The 15,906-nt window shown below is 61.8% G+C and carries 14 protein-coding genes; 8 read left to right on the top strand and 6 right to left on the bottom strand.

The window, feature by feature from the left end; translation table 11 throughout:
- Positions 1–36: 36 nt before the first annotated feature.
- From DTX69_RS29290 to DTX69_RS29270, 5 genes are all read right to left on the bottom strand, one after another.
- A complete protein-coding gene (locus DTX69_RS29290; protein WP_284736150.1) occupies positions 37–2,139 on the bottom strand; it encodes an oxidoreductase in 2,103 nt (700 codons plus the stop codon).
- A 59-nt stretch (positions 2,140–2,198) separates the two neighbouring features.
- Positions 2,199–3,206 (bottom strand): WD40/YVTN/BNR-like repeat-containing protein, encoded by a 1,008-nt coding sequence (locus DTX69_RS29285; RefSeq protein ID WP_119305139.1) that lies wholly within the window; start codon positions 3,204–3,206, stop codon positions 2,199–2,201.
- A 59-nt stretch (positions 3,207–3,265) separates the two neighbouring features.
- A complete protein-coding gene (locus tag DTX69_RS29280) occupies positions 3,266–4,090 on the bottom strand; it encodes an SDR family NAD(P)-dependent oxidoreductase (RefSeq protein WP_284736149.1) in 825 nt (274 codons plus the stop codon).
- Between the two features lie 93 nt (positions 4,091–4,183).
- A complete protein-coding gene (locus tag DTX69_RS29275; protein ID WP_284736148.1) occupies positions 4,184–4,789 on the bottom strand; it encodes a nitroreductase family protein in 606 nt (201 codons plus the stop codon).
- 175 nt (positions 4,790–4,964) lie between these two features.
- Entirely contained in the window at positions 4,965–5,888 is a 924-nt protein-coding gene (locus DTX69_RS29270) for a LysR family transcriptional regulator (RefSeq protein ID WP_119305136.1), read from the bottom strand.
- Between the two features lie 156 nt (positions 5,889–6,044).
- On the opposite strand from DTX69_RS29270, the gene DTX69_RS29265 reads away from it, so the two are divergent.
- From DTX69_RS29265 to DTX69_RS29255, 3 genes are read left to right on the top strand one after another with little or no spacing between them, the layout of a single operon-like run.
- Entirely contained in the window at positions 6,045–7,058 is a 1,014-nt protein-coding gene (locus DTX69_RS29265; protein ID WP_119305135.1) for an ABC transporter permease, read from the top strand.
- Positions 7,051–7,857, top strand: coding sequence for an ABC transporter permease (locus DTX69_RS29260; protein ID WP_119305134.1), 807 nt, complete (start codon positions 7,051–7,053; stop codon positions 7,855–7,857). Before DTX69_RS29265 ends, DTX69_RS29260 begins: the two co-directional genes overlap by 8 nt.
- Positions 7,858–7,863: 6 nt before the next feature.
- The gene (locus DTX69_RS29255; protein ID WP_119305133.1) at positions 7,864–8,976 is read left to right on the top strand and encodes an ABC transporter ATP-binding protein; all 1,113 of its coding nucleotides are present in this window, start codon (positions 7,864–7,866) and stop codon (positions 8,974–8,976) included.
- A 34-nt stretch (positions 8,977–9,010) separates the two neighbouring features.
- Here DTX69_RS29255 and DTX69_RS29250 read toward each other — a convergent pair whose 3' ends face one another.
- Positions 9,011–10,366: an aminotransferase gene (locus DTX69_RS29250; RefSeq protein ID WP_119305132.1), complete on the bottom strand. Its 1,356-nt coding sequence runs from the start codon at positions 10,364–10,366 to the stop codon at positions 9,011–9,013.
- Positions 10,367–10,658: 292 nt separating this feature from the next.
- On the opposite strand from DTX69_RS29250, the gene DTX69_RS29245 reads away from it, so the two are divergent.
- The 5 genes from DTX69_RS29245 to DTX69_RS29225 all read left to right on the top strand — a co-directional run bounded on the left by DTX69_RS29245 (position 10,659) and on the right by DTX69_RS29225 (position 15,713).
- A complete protein-coding gene (locus DTX69_RS29245) occupies positions 10,659–11,126 on the top strand; it encodes a VOC family protein (RefSeq protein WP_119305131.1) in 468 nt (155 codons plus the stop codon).
- A 40-nt stretch (positions 11,127–11,166) separates the two neighbouring features.
- Positions 11,167–11,772: an amino acid synthesis family protein gene (locus DTX69_RS29240; protein WP_284736147.1), complete on the top strand. Its 606-nt coding sequence runs from the start codon at positions 11,167–11,169 to the stop codon at positions 11,770–11,772.
- On the top strand, positions 11,769–12,629 hold the full coding sequence (locus DTX69_RS29235; RefSeq protein WP_284736146.1) for an alpha/beta fold hydrolase: 861 nt from the start codon (positions 11,769–11,771) through the stop codon (positions 12,627–12,629). Before DTX69_RS29240 ends, DTX69_RS29235 begins: the two co-directional genes overlap by 4 nt.
- Positions 12,630–12,848: 219 nt before the next feature.
- Positions 12,849–13,958 carry an ABC transporter substrate-binding protein gene (locus tag DTX69_RS29230; protein WP_119305130.1) on the top strand — a complete coding sequence of 370 codons (1,110 nt, stop codon included), beginning with the start codon at positions 12,849–12,851 and terminating at the stop codon, positions 13,956–13,958.
- 156 nt (positions 13,959–14,114) lie between these two features.
- A complete protein-coding gene (locus DTX69_RS29225) occupies positions 14,115–15,713 on the top strand; it encodes a 5-guanidino-2-oxopentanoate decarboxylase (protein WP_119305129.1) in 1,599 nt (532 codons plus the stop codon).
- Positions 15,714–15,906: the final 193 nt, after the last annotated feature.

Genomic DNA, 15,906 nt, shown 5'->3' with positions numbered 1-15,906 from the left:
GTCCTGGCCGCGACAGTCCTATGAACCGAACGAGAATCAGCTCGACGATTTCCCTGCCGGTGACCATGTTCCGAGCTCTGCTATCTCTCGCTGGAAGGCAACTGCATCATCCCTTGGCCGATCGAACTCGCGCGCGTAATGATGTCCGCTGAACACCGCAGCAGCGATTGTGCCCGGCGCCAAGCAATCGCCGATGCAGTCCACCGACTTGATTCCAACATCTTGCACGTGGGCGGCCGATGCAGTGAGCTGATGATAGAGCTCGTTGTGCGGCACGCGCGACGTCACCATCACCACGGACGCCGCCGGCAACGTGGTGCAGCGACGCGTGAAGACGCAGGCCAGCTTGGCTTCCCCGCCGCCAAACTCGACCAATCCATGGTTTGCCAAGACGGCCACGCCTAGCTCCAGCAGTCGGGCTTGGATGCGAGGCTGTTCCATCGTGTTGACCGTCCATTGCGACACGAGCGGCGCCGGCGTGACAATCGTGACCTCGAGTCCCTGCCGACGCAGCATCTCGGCCACAACGCCCCCCATGTAATAGTGATCGTCATCAAACACGATCACCGGCCCTCGGATCGTACGGCCTGCGATCACGTCCTCGGGTGTGAAGACTGCAGCGTCGTCCAGCCGCCGCATAGGGAGCCGGTGATAGCGCGCAACGCCATCTCGTCGCCAGGATGCTCCGGTTGCCAGTACTACCCTGTCGACTTCGGCGCGCAGGACGTCCTCAGCCGTCATTCGGCTCACCAGATATACGTCGACATTCGCGAGTTTGCTGAGCTGCCCCAGGCGATAGTCTCGAACGCGTCCCCAGGCCGACAGCCCCGGCAAGCGACTCTCACGGGTCACGCGGCCCCCTAGCTCCTCGCTGCCTTCCGCGAGCGTCACGTCGTAGCCTCGCTTGCCCAGAGCCACGGCGCACTCCAGCCCGGCCGGTCCACCTCCGACCACGAGAATGCGATCCGCATTCTCCTTCGGAGGTATGATCTCGGGGTGCCATCCCCGCCGCCACTCCTCGCCCATGGTTGGATTCTGCGTGCAGCGGATCGGTGTATAGGTCATGTCGCTGGCCACACAGATGTTGCAGCCAATGCACTCACGGATATCGTCGAGACGACCTTCCTCGATCTTTCTCGGCAGGAATGGATCGGCGATCGACGGCCTGGCTGCGCCGATCATGTCGAGAATGCCCTTCCGAATCTGTCTTACCATCGCGTCGGGTGAGGTGAAGCGGCCGACCCCCACGACGGGCTTGCTGGTAACCTGCTTGACGAAGGAGACGTATTTCTCCTGGCCAGCCTCTTCTCCAAAACGAGACGGCATCGAGTCATTAGACCAGTCACTGACGGTTACATCCCAAAGGTCGGGCAGCTCGGCGAGCATTTCAATGATCTCGCGTCCCTCTTCTTCCGCACAGATCCCTTCGGGGCCCATAAGCTCATCAACACAGAGGCGCACCGGAACCGCGCAAGACCCCCCGACGGCATCCTTGGTATCCTCGATGAGCTCGCGCAGCAGACGGGTGCGATTCTCCAACGTGCCGCCATACTCGTCCGTGCGCTGATTGTATCGCCGTGACAGAAAGTGCATCGGCAGTGTGAGACCATGGCTTGCATAGACGTAGATGAGATCGAAACCGGCTTGCCTCGCCCGGTGGGCGGCCGCCTTATGCCAGGAGCGAAAATTTCGGATGTCTTCTCGATCCATTGCACGGGCTTGAACCGGATCGTAAGCCGCGATCGCCTGTGCCGATGGCCCCATCGGCACCTCGCGCGACGTGCGATTCGCAGCGCGAAAGCCGTGGTGACCAAGTTCGATGCCTGCCAACGAGCCAAACTCGTGTATCGCGTCGGCGGCACGCGCCAAGGCAGGAAGATCCTGGTCATCCCACAGTCTTGCCTGAGTACTTGGAGAAATGTCCGCCGATGGATGAATCTCGCAGACTTCCGTGCAGACCACCGCCCAACCCCCCTCGGCCTTGACGCGGCGCATGGCTGCCATCCCTGATGGAGCGCGATGTCCCATGCCATTGCAGTGAGGCACTTGATAGAATCGGTTGCGTGCGACCACGGGTCCGATTCGAACCGGCTCGAATAGAACGTCGTATCGCGACTCTCTCAAGAGCGGCCTCCGCACCCGACAGACATGTCAGCCAGCGTAGTGAAACACGTCACACCAAACGTGCTGGTATGCCTTCAATGGGCAGCCGTCGACTTTGCCGCGACTGGTACCCAGGTCACGGCCGTGATCTCGCTGAATTCACGCCACTCCTTGGCCCAGGTCCGGCCGCCGTCGTTGCTTCGGAACAGGTGACCGTATTTCGTGCCGGCAAAGAGCGTGTCGGGATCGGCGCTGTTCGCTCCGAAGGCCCACACGCAGGAGTTCGGATTGGTCGGGAGTGGCACTTTCTCCCAGCTCTTTCCGGCATCGTCCGATCGCAGGATGATGCTCGTCGTTCCGGGCGTACCATCGGAGATGCCCATGAATACGGTATTGGGGCTGGCGGGCTGAGCAAGCATGACCCGCGCATAGCGCAGGCCAAAAGCATCCCGGGCGACCCGCATGTCCCAGGTCCGGCCGCCGTCCGAGCTGCGATGGAGGGCATTGACGACCAGCACGAGAATTGCCTTCGGTGGACCGTCCAGGATGACGACACTGTGGATGTCGGTGTTCTTGATGTCGCGATCGGGAGCATCGATCCGGTCCCAGCTATCGCCACCGTCGGCGCTGTGGAACAGCCCCGTCTCCTCGACCCCCGCCCATATCGATTTCGTGTCAGTGGGATCCACTGTCAGCGTGACAAAGCGTGGCCGTCCGACGCCCTTGCATCGCTCCGGCAGATCTGGTGTCAGCCTGTGCCAGGACGCTCCTCGATCCTTGGACCGATAGAGAGCCGCCCTGGTGGGCGACCCCGTCCCGGCGAACATGATGCTTGGGTTGGTGGGATCGTATGTGAGTTGCCAGATCGTCTGATTTTTCAGAACGCAATCGATGCGCTTCCACGTTACGCCAGCGTCGGTGCTCCGGCAAAGGCCCTGCTCGCTGCCGGCGTAGATGACGTGAGGATCGTCGGGGTCCGGCATCAAGCACCGGACTGTGCCATCGAAATCGATGTCCTGCTCGGTGTCGAGACGCTGCCATGTCTTCCCATGGTCGGCACTTCGGAGGATGCCTTGCCCATCGGTGGCAACGAGAATTGTCATTTCTCTGGTCACGTTCAGGTCCTCGCAGATTGATGGAAGCGTGTGCTGAGTCGGCGGTCCTACATGTAGATGCCGCGCGTATAGCCCCCGTCCACGGCAATCGATTCACCCGTGATCGCACCGGCTTTCGGCGAACACAGGAAAAGCACTGCATGGGCGATCTCGTCCGGCTCCAGAAGGCGTCGGATCGGTGTGTCCTTGACATCCGGCGCGGTGATCTCGTCGACCGACAAGCCCTTCTTGCGCGCCAATTCCTGATACATCTCGAGGATGTGTTCGGTCGCCGTGATCCCGGGGTGGACCACGTTGACGGTGATGCCGTGCGGTCCCAGCTGGTCCGAAAGCGTCTTGGTCATGTGGACGATGGCGGCATTGCGCATTCCGCTGAGCGCCTCGGTGCTGCGCGCGGTCAGCCCGCCAATGTTGATGATGCGTCCCCATTTCTGCCGCAGCATGTAGGGGAGCGCGGCCTTGCTGCACCGGAAATAGCCGACCACCTTGGTGTTGATGTCGTGCAGCAGAAGCGCATCATCCGCCTCGCCCAGATCGCTGCGGACCGCACCGCTGGGCGCGGCTGCGCTGTTGATCATGATATCGAGGCGACCGAAGCGATCCGCTGCCTGCGACGCCAACTGCTTGACCGATTGCCAATCCGTGGTATCGGCTACGACGGACAGCACGTTGCCGCCAGTTTGCTTCTCCAGTTCGGCGGCGGCCTCGGCCAGTACCTGTTGCCGACGCCCGCTGATGACGACGCTCGCACCTTCGCGCAGGAACTGGCCGGCAATGGCCTTGCCAATTCCCGTCCCGCCGCCCGTTATGACTGCAACCCTGCCTTCCAGATCCAGATCCATGCTCTCGCTCTCGTCGATCGTTCTTGTCACGCCGCTTGCTGCCCTTCAGTGGTCGTGCCTCGAAGGCGAAGCGCCCTTAGGGCAGGCGCTTTGGGGCAGGCAGATCACGCGCCTTGGCGCTGATTAGAAACCACCTTCCAGCGCGATCTCCGTGATCGGCCGCCTGTCAGAGGGGCTTTCCATTTCTCGCTGCTCCGCGTCCAAGACCTCGACCGGCCCTGGACGTCCGACGGCGATCATCGCCTCGACCGCAAACTCGTTCGGCACATTCAGCGCCTGCGCGGCCTTCTCGTAGTCGAAACCTTCCATGCCATGGACGACGAGACCCATCTTCGATCCCTGCAGCGCCAGGTTCTGCCAGGCGGCACCGGTATCGAAGGAATGCGTGCGCGCCGGGTTTCCGTCCCACTCGAAGGACTTGCGCGAGACGACGACCATGAGGACCCCCGCGGCTTTCGCCCACCGCTGATTGAATTCATCAAGCAGCCCGAAGAATTTGGGCCAGGCTGCGCTATCGCGACGGGCATAGAGAAACCGCCAGGGCTGTCCGTTGTACGACGAGGGCGCCCAGCGTGCCGCCTCGAACAATGTCATCAGCTCGCGCTCGCTGATCGGCTCGCCGGACATTGCGCGCGGCGACCATCGCTGAAGAATGATTGGTTCAATCTGATACGCGGGCTTGCGCGCCTCGGCGACGGCCGAATGGTTATTGTTTGCAAGTATGTCCACGACGTTTGCGCTCCGGCATGTGCTCTGATGACTGCAATCGCGCGTCATCTATAGCCGCGCATTGCTCTTCAGCATGATGGAGGGGGGCACAAGTGGCGACAATACGCCGATGCAGCGAAAGACTGTTGCAGCTGAGAAACTATCTAAACGCCGCAGAGCAGCGCGCGGACCAGCGCTACTTGTGGAGCCAGCCGCCGGCGCGCAGCGTCTCCTTCAAGACGTCAACAAAAGCCCGAACCTTCGCTGACGATCTCCTGTTCTGCGGAAACACTGCGTACATGGGATAGAGGGCATCGAGATAGTCGGTCAGAACCGCGCGCAGCTGTCCCGACTTCAGGTCTTCATGCACGATAAAGGACGGCAGGAACGTGAGGCCATGGCCAGCGATTGCTGCGGCCCGGGCAATCTGCCCATTGTTGGTGCGCAGCCGTCCATTGATTTTGACCGCCCGCCCCTTGCCGATGATCCAGACCGCACTTCCATCGTCGCCGGTTTCGATGATGCATTCATGCTTCGCCAAGTCGGCCGGCTTTGCCGGGGTGCCGTGCCGCTTGAGATATTTGGGCGAACCGCAAACGACCAGCTTGCAATCTCCAAGATGCAGGGCCACCAACGACTGGTCCATGGGATCGCCAAGCCGAAACGCGACATCGAAGCCCTCCTCCAGGAGGTCTACCTTGCGATCGCTCAGCATCACGTCCAGGCGCAGTTCCGGGAAACGTTCCAACAGCGCGGGGATCAGTCCGCCGGCCTGAAGGACCGTGAATGCCAGCGGCAGCGTGACGCGCAGCGTCCCTTTGGGCTTGGAGTCCAGTGCGGTCACCTCGGACTGCGCTTCGAGCGCCGTCTCGATGATGGTCGAGCAGCGTGCATAGAAGTCGTTGCCCGCCGGAGTAAGAGCGATGGATCGTGTCGTCCGCTGCAGCAATTGAACGCCGAGCCGCTCTTCGAGTTCTGCAATCTGGCGGCTGATCGCAGCCTTCGATCGCCCGAGAGATTTCCCAGCTGCCGTAAGGCTTCCGCGGTCCACGGCGGCCGCGAAGGCCACCATTGCCGGGAGATTGTTGAGATTGCGGTAGTTGCTCACATGCAACAACATGTTACCCCCACCCTGTATTGTCAATGGCGCTCAACAATCTACAATTCCGTCCCGACCGTGTGCGGCGAGGTTCGAGTACGCGATCTCTTCGCCATGGTAGAACGGCGCGAACAAGCACCGTCTGGGAGGCTCTCAGGATGAACTCGGACGTTGTCGATGGCAGCGGACGCGATCAGTAGCGGGGCAGGCCAGGAGCCACGGGCGCAGCGATGGTCAATCGTCCTGTGTCGGCGCCTGCGTGCGTGGTATCTCGGCTCCGATGCCGCGCGCGGCTATTTGCTGCTCATGCCCACGCTCGCCGTGCTATTCGCCCTGCTCGTTGTGCCGGTCGCAACTCTTTTCCTAACCAGCTTCTGCACCCAGGTCTACTTCAAGATCGACTGCTCCTTCACGCTCGCCAACTACGCAACGATCTTCGAGCCCAGTGGAGAGGTCGGCTATTTCCTCGGCATCGTGCCGTATCCGGAGATGGAGACGCCGATCTACGCCGTCCTGCTCGTGCGCTCCATCTGGATGGCTTTCCTGGTGACGCTTTCGGTCATGCTCCTGGCCTACCCGATGGCCTATTTCCTCGCCTTTCGCGTGACCAGGAACAAGATCCGCTGGCTGATCCTGATCACCGTCCCGTTCTGGACCAGCTATCTGCTGCGCGCCTTCGCCTGGAAGGTCATTCTGGGGTATGGCGGCGTCATCAATTCCGGGCTCATCAGCGCCGGCATCATTCAGGAGCCGCTGAGCTTCCTGCTCTACAATCCCACAGCGGTGATCATCACCCTGACGCACGCCTGGCTGGCTTTTGCCGTACTGCCGATCTATGTGTCGCTGGAGAAGATCGACCGGTCGTTGCTCGAGGCGGCGTCGGATCTTGGCGACAGCCGCATCGAGCGATTCCTGCGCATTACCCTGCCGCTTTCCATGCCCGGCGTGGTCGCAGCGAGCCTGCTGGTGTTCATTCCCACGGTTGGCGAATACGTCACGCCAACATTGGTGGGCGGCAGCTCTGGAAAGATGCTTGGCAGCGTGATCCAGTCGCTGTTCGGCCAGGCCAACAACCAACCCCTCGGTTCCGCCGTCTCGCTCGTCATGATGCTGGTCGTGACGCTGCTGGTCTGTGCGTTCCTGAAGGTGACGGGGAGCAAGCTAAAGGCGCGTGAGGTTCAAGATGCGTAGGCGGAGCATTGGGTGGCTCGAGCTCTATGGCTTGCTGTTCATAGCGCTGCTCTACGGGCCGATGCTGCTGCTTCCACTCTTCTCGTTCAATGACAGCCTCTACATCGCCTTCCCGTTCAAGGGCTTCACCGTCAAATGGTACGAGGCAATGGTGCAGGACTCCGCCCTGCTCGCGGCCTTGCGCAACAGCCTTTCCGTCGCGATCCCGGTGTCAATCGTCTCCACTGCGTTTGGTCTGCTGACCGCTAAGGCGCTCACCCGCTTTCGATTGCCGGGTCGCAGGGCCATTGTGGGCCTGATCATGGTGCCGCTGGTCATTCCCTTCATCATCCTTGGCATCGCCCTTCTCACCACGCTTCGCAAGACGTTCGACGTGCCGCTGTCGCTGTGGACGGTCGCGGCCGGACACATCCTCATCTGCCTGCCGTTTTCGGTGATGGTGTTGATTTCGCGGCTGGAGGGGTTCGATCGCAGCCTGGAAGAAGCGTCTCTTGATCTCGGCGAAAGCGCCTGGAGCACGTTCTGGCGGATCACGTTTCCGATCGTGTTGCCCGGCGTCGTTTCGAGTCTGCTGATGTGCTTCACCGCGTCATTCGACGAATTCCTGATCGCGTTCTTCTTGAGCGGCGACGGCGCCACTCTGCCCGTCTTCATCTGGAGCCAGTTGCGGTTTCCGCAGAAGCTTCCCAACGTGCTGGCGCTCGGCAGCTGCATCCTCGTATTGTCGTTCCTCTTGATCGCCATCGCGGAGAAGTTGCGGCGCGGGGGGATTCCCACCGAAAAGCACTCGGGATTCTGAGGCATCATGGCCAGCAAAGACAATAGCTTCATCTCCCTGCAGGGCGTGGCGAAGCACTTCGGTTCCCTTCGAGCGGTCGAGGATGTCACCTTCGACATAAAGCGCGGCGAGTTCTTCTCCTTGCTCGGACCGTCGGGCTGCGGCAAGACCACGCTTCTGCGGATGCTTGCCGGCTTCGAAGTTCCCAGCAGTGGGGAGATCTACATCGACGGCCAACCGATGTCGGCGGTCCCGCCGAACGCCCGTCCGACCAATATGGTGTTCCAGAGCTACGCCATCTTCCCTCACCTCACCGTGGCGCAGAACATCGCCTATGGCCTGCGCAAGAAGGGGCTGTCGAAAGCCGAGCTCGCTGACACGGTGGAGCAGGCGCTGCAACGCATCCGCCTGGGCGGCTATGGCCAGCGCCTGGCCCACCAGCTTTCGGGTGGGCAGCGCCAGCGCGTCGCTCTGGCACGAGCGCTGGTTTGCCGCCCTAAGGTCCTCCTCCTCGATGAACCGCTGGCCGCGTTGGACAAAAAGCTCCGTGAGGAGATGCAGATTGAACTGCGCCAGCTGCAGCGCTCGGTCGGAATCACATTCGTCTTCGTCACTCACGACCAGGAGGAAGCCTTGGCCCTGTCCGACAGGATCGCAGTCATGTCGAAGGGAAGGACGCTTCAGGTCGATTCGGCGGCGCGACTCTACGAAGCGCCGAGCTGCCGGGAGGTCGCCGGCTTCATCGGATCCATGAACTTCTTCGACGGGACCGTCACGGATGTCGATGGCGACATCGCCACGGTCGATGCCGGATCGGCCGGCGCCCTGCGCGTTCCTGTGAACGGCCATGCCACCAGACGTGGTGCCAAAGCCACTGTAGCGGTGCGCCCGGAGAAAATGGAAATCGCCTGGCAACCACCACAAGGGGTCACAAACTCAGTTGCCGGCCGGGTCACTGCCGAGGCCTATTTCGGTGATCGCAGTCATTACCACGTAGAGGTCTCGGGCCTTCCACACCATATCGCAGTCGCCCTGCAGAATTCACAGCGCTCGCTGGACACCACGGAGGCGCGCGGCCGCCGGGTCTGGCTGACGTGGCCGGTGGAATCGAGCGTTCTGCTGCCCCAGGCGGGGGGCTAAGAGCCCCGTTCGTGAGCCAGCCGCTGGCCGTCGGCTACGTCTTTGGCAGCGTGGCGTGGACATCGTCCAGCGTTCGCCGCAGGAGCTCGAACAGCTCGTCGATCTGCTGCTTGGTGATGATGAACGGGGGCGCCAATACGATGGCCGGGCCCAGCGGCCGGCAAATCAGGCCATTCTTCATCGCCTGCCCTGCTACCCGCTCGCTTACTTCGAGGCTTGCGGGATACGGCGCCTTCGTTTCCTTGTCGGCGACGATTTCCAGCGCGCCCATGAGACCGACCCCGCGGGCCTCCCCAATCATCGGGTGATCTGCAAATCGGCCAAGCCCCGCCTGGAAATGCGGCGCGATCGACTGAGCGTGCTTGAACACGCCGCCCTCAAGCAACTGGTCCAACACAGCCATTGCAATCGAGCAGCCAACCGGGTGAGCACCGGTGGTGAAGCCCGTGGGCAGCTGTTGATATTTCGCGCACGCCTTTTCGATCCGCGCCGCCATCTCCGTGGAAAGGATGATGGCGCCCATCGGGAAGAACCCCGCCGTGATCACCTTCGAAGCCACGACGATGTCGGGCTTGATGCCGTATTTCCGCGAGCCCCAGAGTTCGCCGGTGCGCCCAAATCCGCAGATAACCTCATCGGCGATGAGGGGAATGCCATATTTCTCGAGGACGGGCTGGATCGCCGCAAAGTATTCCTGCGGCGGTGGGATGACGCCGCCAGCACCCATCACCGGTTCCGCGAAAAAACCGGCGACGAAGTCGGGGCCGACATTTCGGATGGTCTGCTCCAGCTCCTGAGCCAATCGCGCGGAGAATGCGGTCTCTGACTCTCCCGCAGCGGCTTCGCGCCAGTAGTGGGGGGACGTGAGGTGCCGAACCTCGGCGATCGGCAGTCCGGAAGCGGACTTGACGTAGTCCTTGCCGGTCAGGCTTGCAGAGACGATCGTCATGCCATGATAGGCGTTGCGGCGGCTCAGCAGCAGCCGGCGGTGCGGACGTCCTTCCGCTTCGGCGAGAAACCAAAGCAGCTTCACGACGGTGTCGTTCGCTTCCGATCCGGAGTTCGCGTAGTACACCCGAGCGGATTCCATCGGCGCCAGCCTGACCAGCCGCTCTGACAGGTCGAGAGCGGCCTGGCTGACGCGGCCGAAGAACGTGTGGTAGGCGGGCAGCTTCGCATAGGCTCTCTGCGCGGCCTCTATCAGCTGCTTGTTGTCGAAGCCGAGCACTGCATTCCAGAGGCCGGAATTCGCTTCGAGATAGCGGTTTCCTCGATCGTCGTAGATGTAGATTCCGGCGCCACGATCGACGATCACTGGGCCCGATTCATCGAGCGTCGGCAAATGCGAGAACGGATGCAAGAAGGCACTCGGATAGTTGCGCGCGCTCATCTGTTCCTCCGACGCTGCAGCCCTTGACCGATCCAGACACCGATTCAGCGTCTATAGGGAGCGGCCATGGACCAGTCGTTCGAAATCTTAGATTGTTGAGCAGGCATAACAATGCCGTCGATCCGCAACATGCTGTTTCTCTGGCGGAACTCGTGTGTGCCTCCCTCCCCCTTCCTCGCGATAGTTCCGCCGCTGCAACAGTCTATCCCCTCACCGCCGTATTGGCGTGGCCAACACCTGATTTCATGATGCGGGTGGTGGAACCCGCGGCCACGCTCGAGGAGATTTGGTCATGTCGCTAACGCCTGCCATCAGGAAGGTTGGCCACGTCGTATTCAACGTCCGAGATCCGGAGGCTTCTGCCTCTTGGTACAAAGACGTTCTAGGGATGATTGAAACCGCCCGGGGAGCCGGCGGGATATTCCTTTCGTTTGGCGAGCAGGATCATGACATCGCCCTCTTCGCGGCGCCTTCTGACGCGCAGCCGAGCAAACTCGGGTTGCAGCATGTCGGACTGGAGATAGAAGGAGGCGCAGAGGAACTCCGCGCCCTTTATGGCCGGCTGATCGCCAAGAAGGTCCAGATCACCGAGATCGCGGACCACGGAATTGCCTGGGGTGTCTATTTCTTGGATCCAGATGGGAACGAGCTGGAGCTGTTCGCGCGGCTCGCACACGGGGAGCAGGCGCGGCGCATGCTGCACGACCTGCACGCGCCGGCAACGCCGATGAAGCTGGACGCAATCATGCCTGGCGCGTGATCCAGGCGGCACTCGGCTATCCCCCGAACGACGGAGTGCAATGGTGAAAGAGGCAAATTTCTGCGGCTATCACGTCCGGAAGTGGTACGCGTTCATCGAGGAGACCCATGCTCTGGAGACCGGCCCGCTGGTCGATGGCGAGCCTTTACACAAGATCGCCATTGCGGCAGCGATCCACAATCCATATGCCGGGACGTTCAGCGCGACGCTTGACGGGATTGTCGAGAACTCACGCCTCCTCGGTGAGGAATTCGGCCGCCGCCTGCAAGCAATCGTCGGCCGCCGGGCGGTCCAAAGCTATGGAAAGGCGGCGATCGTGGGATTGCTGGGGGAATACGAGCATGGCAACGCCTACCTCACCAACGCCTTTGCCGACCCCATTCGATCCGCTTTGGGAGGCGGCAAGGCATGGTTCCCCTCGACAGGCAAGCGCGGCGCAGCGGGAAGCGCGATCGACATCCCCCTGGCGCACAAGGATGCGCTCTATGTGCGCTCGCACTATGACACCATCACTGCCACCTTCACTGATGCGCCGTCCCTCGACGAAGTGGTCGTGATCGTCGGGGTGGCGACCAGAGGTCGGCTCCATGCCCGTCTTGGCGGCCTCCGTCCGGACGAGATCGAGGGCCGGGACGGGCTGCGGTGATCGCTCCGCGCGAGGCGCCAGTCGACCGCTTCGTGACGATCAACGGCCTGCGTCTGCACTATCTGGATTGGGGCAACGAGGGCGCGCCGGCTGTGGTCATGCTGCACGGCCTTCGCGGCTATGCCCACACCTGGGATTCGGTCGCCGAGCCGCTGCGTGGTTCTTTTCGCATCCTCGCGCTGGATCAGCGAGGCCGCGGCGAGAGCGCTTGGGGCCCCTGGACGGACTATCGGACCGAACAATACGTCTCCGATCTCGAATCGTTTGTCGACCAGCTTCAGCTCATCCGCTTTGTGCTGATCGGGCACTCCATGGGCGGCGCCAATTCACTCGTCTACGGCGCGCGACACCCGGATCGCGTTGTGGCAGCGGTGATCGAGGACATGGGGCCCGGCGCCTCGATAGGGTCCGAGGGTGCCGGCAGGATCAAGGCCGAGCTGGGCAATGCGCCGGACTTCTTCGCATCCTGGACAGAAGCTGAGGCCTATTGGCGGCGGCAACGGCCAACAGCTTCCGCCGAGGGCATCCGATCCCGCATGGCACACACGCTTAAAGAGGCGCCGGACGGCCGCGTCGTGTGGAAGTATGACTTTCTGGGCATCCGCCAAGCGCGCTTGGACGATAATCCTGCGCGACAAGTCGACCTATGGCCCCATGTGGATCGAATAGCCTGTCCCACCCTCGTCCTGCGCGGACAACATTCGGACTTCCTCAGCCGCGCCACTGCCGAGGAAATGGCGCGGCGGAACTCAAACATTCGCTGGGCGGAGATTGAGTCCGCCTCGCACTACGTTCACGACGACAATCTCAGTGCTTTCAATGAGCAAGTTGGACGCTTTCTGAGGGACTTGCTCTGATTGAGGCGTCGGCATCGCACCCGAACCGCAGCGCCGCCGCGCGTACCTGCGTCCGCTTCTCGCAATTGCGTTGCGAACTGCCCCACCATCTGCGCGTGCGTTGATTGTCTCCGCAGCGTAACAGAATTTTGCCGACAACCGATATTGTTGCCAAGACGCCGCGCGCTTAGCATTTCCAGGTAGCGCCGCTGCGATCCGCGAAACAGGGAGGGCAAGTCGATGAGCAAGCGTCACTCCGACATGATCAGGAAGTTTCGCGATGGCGAGCTCAGCCGACGACAGCTCGGCAAATACATGGCGTCCCTCGGCTTGGTGAGCGTGACGCTGCCGCTCTGCCGTACTGCGGCGGCCGCCGAGGAGCCGTTGTTCTATACCTGGTCCGGCTACGATGCTCCAGACCTGTTCAAGCCGTACGTGGCGAAGCACGGAACCATGCCGCGAACCGCCATCATGGCAAACCAGGAAGAAGCCTTGCAGAAGATGCTGGCTGGCTACGTCGTCGATGTCGGGCATCCGTCCATCGACGACATGATCAAGTGGCACGATTCCGGGCTGCTTCAGCCGATCGACACGTCGCGCCTGAAGAATTGGTCCAGCGTATTTCCGGAACTGCAGAACATGGCCGGTGTCAGCTTTGACGGTAATGTCCTCATGGTTCCGGCCGACCTTGGCAACGCCTCGATCCTCTACCGCTCCGATCTCTACGAAGGCGAAGAGAGCTGGAACATGCTCTTTGACGAGCGCTACCAGGGAAAGATCAGCCCATGGCGGCAGAAGTACAATGTCTATGCCGCGGCGACGACGCTCGGACTTGATATGTTCAATGTGCCCGACGACCAACTCCGCGGCCCCATCCTCGACCTGCTTCGGAAGCAACGCGATCTAACCCGCTTCTACTGGGATGATCCGACGCAGGCCGAACAGGCTATGGCATCGGGCGAAATCGTTCTGATGCATGCCTGGAACAGCTCCTATGCCAATCTCACCAAGCAAGGCGTGCCAGTCAAATACGCGAAGCCCAAGGAAGGCGTCTGGACGTGGGTGTCCGGCCTCGTGCGAATCAAGGGTGGGACCGCAAGCGAGAATGCCGTCTACGATCTGATCGATGACTGGATATCGCCCGAGACGGGGCAATTCCTGCTCGACGTCTATGGGTTGGCACACTCCAACAAGGACGCATATGACCTCGTGAGCAAAGATCGACTGGAAGGCCTGGCGCTGAGTGATCCGGCGTCGATGCTCAAGGAAAGCGTCTTCTTCCGACCGCTCAAGCCAGAGGACGACCTGCGCTACATCAAGCTGTGGGAAGACGTGCAGGCTGGTCTTTAGCCACTAGCATCATCTGAAACCGTCGCGCGGCAGCATCGAGCAGAGATCGGCCGCGAGATTCCAGGTGCGCCCTGATCGGCCAGCGCATGCCAATTGCGCAGCAACGTGGCGCCCTCAATCCGGCGAACCAAAGACAGAAAGACCAGGCGAACCACAATGACGAACCAGAATTGCGGTCAGGCTGCCATCACGTTGCTCGAACGGTATGGGGTCGACACCGTATTCGGAATGCCTGGGGTTCACACCCTCGAATTCTACCGCGGTCTGGTCGCCAGCAAGATTCGACACATCGCCGTCCGTCACGAACAGGGGGCGGGCTTCATGGCGGACGGCTACGCGCGCGCCTCCGGTCGGCCCGGCGTCTGTATCCTGATCAGCGGGCCTGGCCTGACCAATGCCGCGACCCCCATCGGGCAGGCATACTCCGATTCCATTCCGATGCTGATTCTGTCGAGCGTCAACGCAACGGAGGACCTGGGGAAGGGCCGCGGCCGTCTCCATGAAATCACGTCCCAACAAACGGTGATCGCGCCACTGACTGCGTTCAGCCGAACAGTGTACAAGGCGGAGGACCTGCCGGCCGCCTATGCGGACGCCTATCGCATCTTCGAGGCCGGCCGGCCGAGGCCGGTGCATGTCGAAGTGCCTCTCGATGTTCTGGCCGGCCCGGCTCCCGCGCTCGCCGATCGCCCGCCATCCGTGCTGCCCTTGATGCCGGATGGGAGCCTGGTGGAGGAGGCATGCGCCCTGATTTCGAAGGCGCGCCGCCCCGTCATCGTCGCTGGTGGCGGCATCATCGATCATGGTCCTGCCTTGACGGCGCTGGCCGAGCAGATCGGTGCTCCCGTCATACCGACCATAGCCGCAAAGGGCGCGATGTCGAACCGTCACCCCCTGTGTGTCGATGCAACATTGTCACTGCCTCAGACACAAGCATTTCTTCGTAGCGCGGACCTCGTCATCGCGGTCGGCACCGAGCTGGGCGGGGAAGCAGATTGCTGGATCGACCGGCTGCCGATCGAAGGCAAGCTCATCCGGATCGACATCGATGCCGCTGCGTTGACCCGCGACTATCCACCAGATGTTGCGATCCACGCCGATGGTGGCGCCACCTTGGCCGCTCTTGCACAGTCGGTCGGCAGCTCTCGCAGTCAAATTGGTGCGGTCGACGTCGCCCGGCTTCGAGCCGAGATTCGAAACTCATTGCCCTCGCTCCAGCGCAAGCACATGCTGATTCTCGAGGCCTTGCGCGAGGCATTGCCGCGTGACGGCATTGTGGCCACGGACATGACGCAGCTCGCTTATAGCGGCTCCTACCATTTCCCGTGCGAGCAGCCTCGCTGCTGGTTTCACCCGGTGGGGTATGGAACATTGGGCTATGGCTTGCCAGCAGCCATCGGCGCCCAGCTCGCGCAGCCACATCGCGCCACGGTGGCCATTGTCGGCGATGGCGGCCTCCTCTTCACGGTGCAGGAATTGGCAACTGCGGTGGAGCTCGGCCTGCCCGTCGCCGTTGTACTGTGGAACAACAACGCGCTTGGCCAGATCGCCGAAGGCATGAAAGAGCGCGGCATCACCGAGATCGGCGTGCGGCCGCGCAATCCGGATTTCATCAAGCTGGCCGAGGCATTCGGCTGCCGCACGGCGCAGCCAAGCAGCATTGCGGCGTTCAAGGCAGCACTCGAGTCCGCATTCAAAGCCGATCGACCCACTCTGATCGAAATGCGGGAAGACGCTGTATTTCTTGGCGGCTGACCCATGCGCCAGTGGTTCCTACCGAACGTCATATCCCGCTGTTCCGGCAAGCTTCCCACGTCCGATCCGGGTCAGAGGACTAAACCGCTCGCGCGGTAGTGTGGGGCTGCGGGCGGCAGGGAGCGGGATAGCGGGGCGGAGGGTCCTGTCTTGAAGATGAGGGGTTGCCAACCTCACTCAAGACAGGAGCATC

This window comes from Dongia deserti, from assembly GCF_003574735.1.
Classification (GTDB): Bacteria; Pseudomonadota; Alphaproteobacteria; order Dongiales; family Dongiaceae; genus Dongia_A; species Dongia_A deserti.
Note: the sequence above shows the minus strand (reverse complement) of the source record. Positions and strands in the feature narration are given on the sequence as shown.

Coding starts and splice junctions, on each gene's coding strand:
- DTX69_RS29225 (WP_119305129.1), top strand. CDS start 14,115: ATGACGAACCAGAATTGCGGTCAGGCTGCCATCACGTTGCTCGAACGG.
- DTX69_RS29265 (WP_119305135.1), top strand. CDS start 6,045: ATGGCAGCGGACGCGATCAGTAGCGGGGCAGGCCAGGAGCCACGGGCG.
- DTX69_RS29230 (WP_119305130.1), top strand. CDS start 12,849: ATGAGCAAGCGTCACTCCGACATGATCAGGAAGTTTCGCGATGGCGAG.
- DTX69_RS29270 (WP_119305136.1), bottom strand. CDS start 5,888: ATGTTGTTGCATGTGAGCAACTACCGCAATCTCAACAATCTCCCGGCA.
- DTX69_RS29260 (WP_119305134.1), top strand. CDS start 7,051: ATGCGTAGGCGGAGCATTGGGTGGCTCGAGCTCTATGGCTTGCTGTTC.
- DTX69_RS29285 (WP_119305139.1), bottom strand. CDS start 3,206: ATGACAATTCTCGTTGCCACCGATGGGCAAGGCATCCTCCGAAGTGCC.
- DTX69_RS29245 (WP_119305131.1), top strand. CDS start 10,659: ATGTCGCTAACGCCTGCCATCAGGAAGGTTGGCCACGTCGTATTCAAC.
- DTX69_RS29240 (WP_284736147.1), top strand. CDS start 11,167: ATGGTGAAAGAGGCAAATTTCTGCGGCTATCACGTCCGGAAGTGGTAC.
- DTX69_RS29250 (WP_119305132.1), bottom strand. CDS start 10,366: ATGAGCGCGCGCAACTATCCGAGTGCCTTCTTGCATCCGTTCTCGCAT.
- DTX69_RS29255 (WP_119305133.1), top strand. CDS start 7,864: ATGGCCAGCAAAGACAATAGCTTCATCTCCCTGCAGGGCGTGGCGAAG.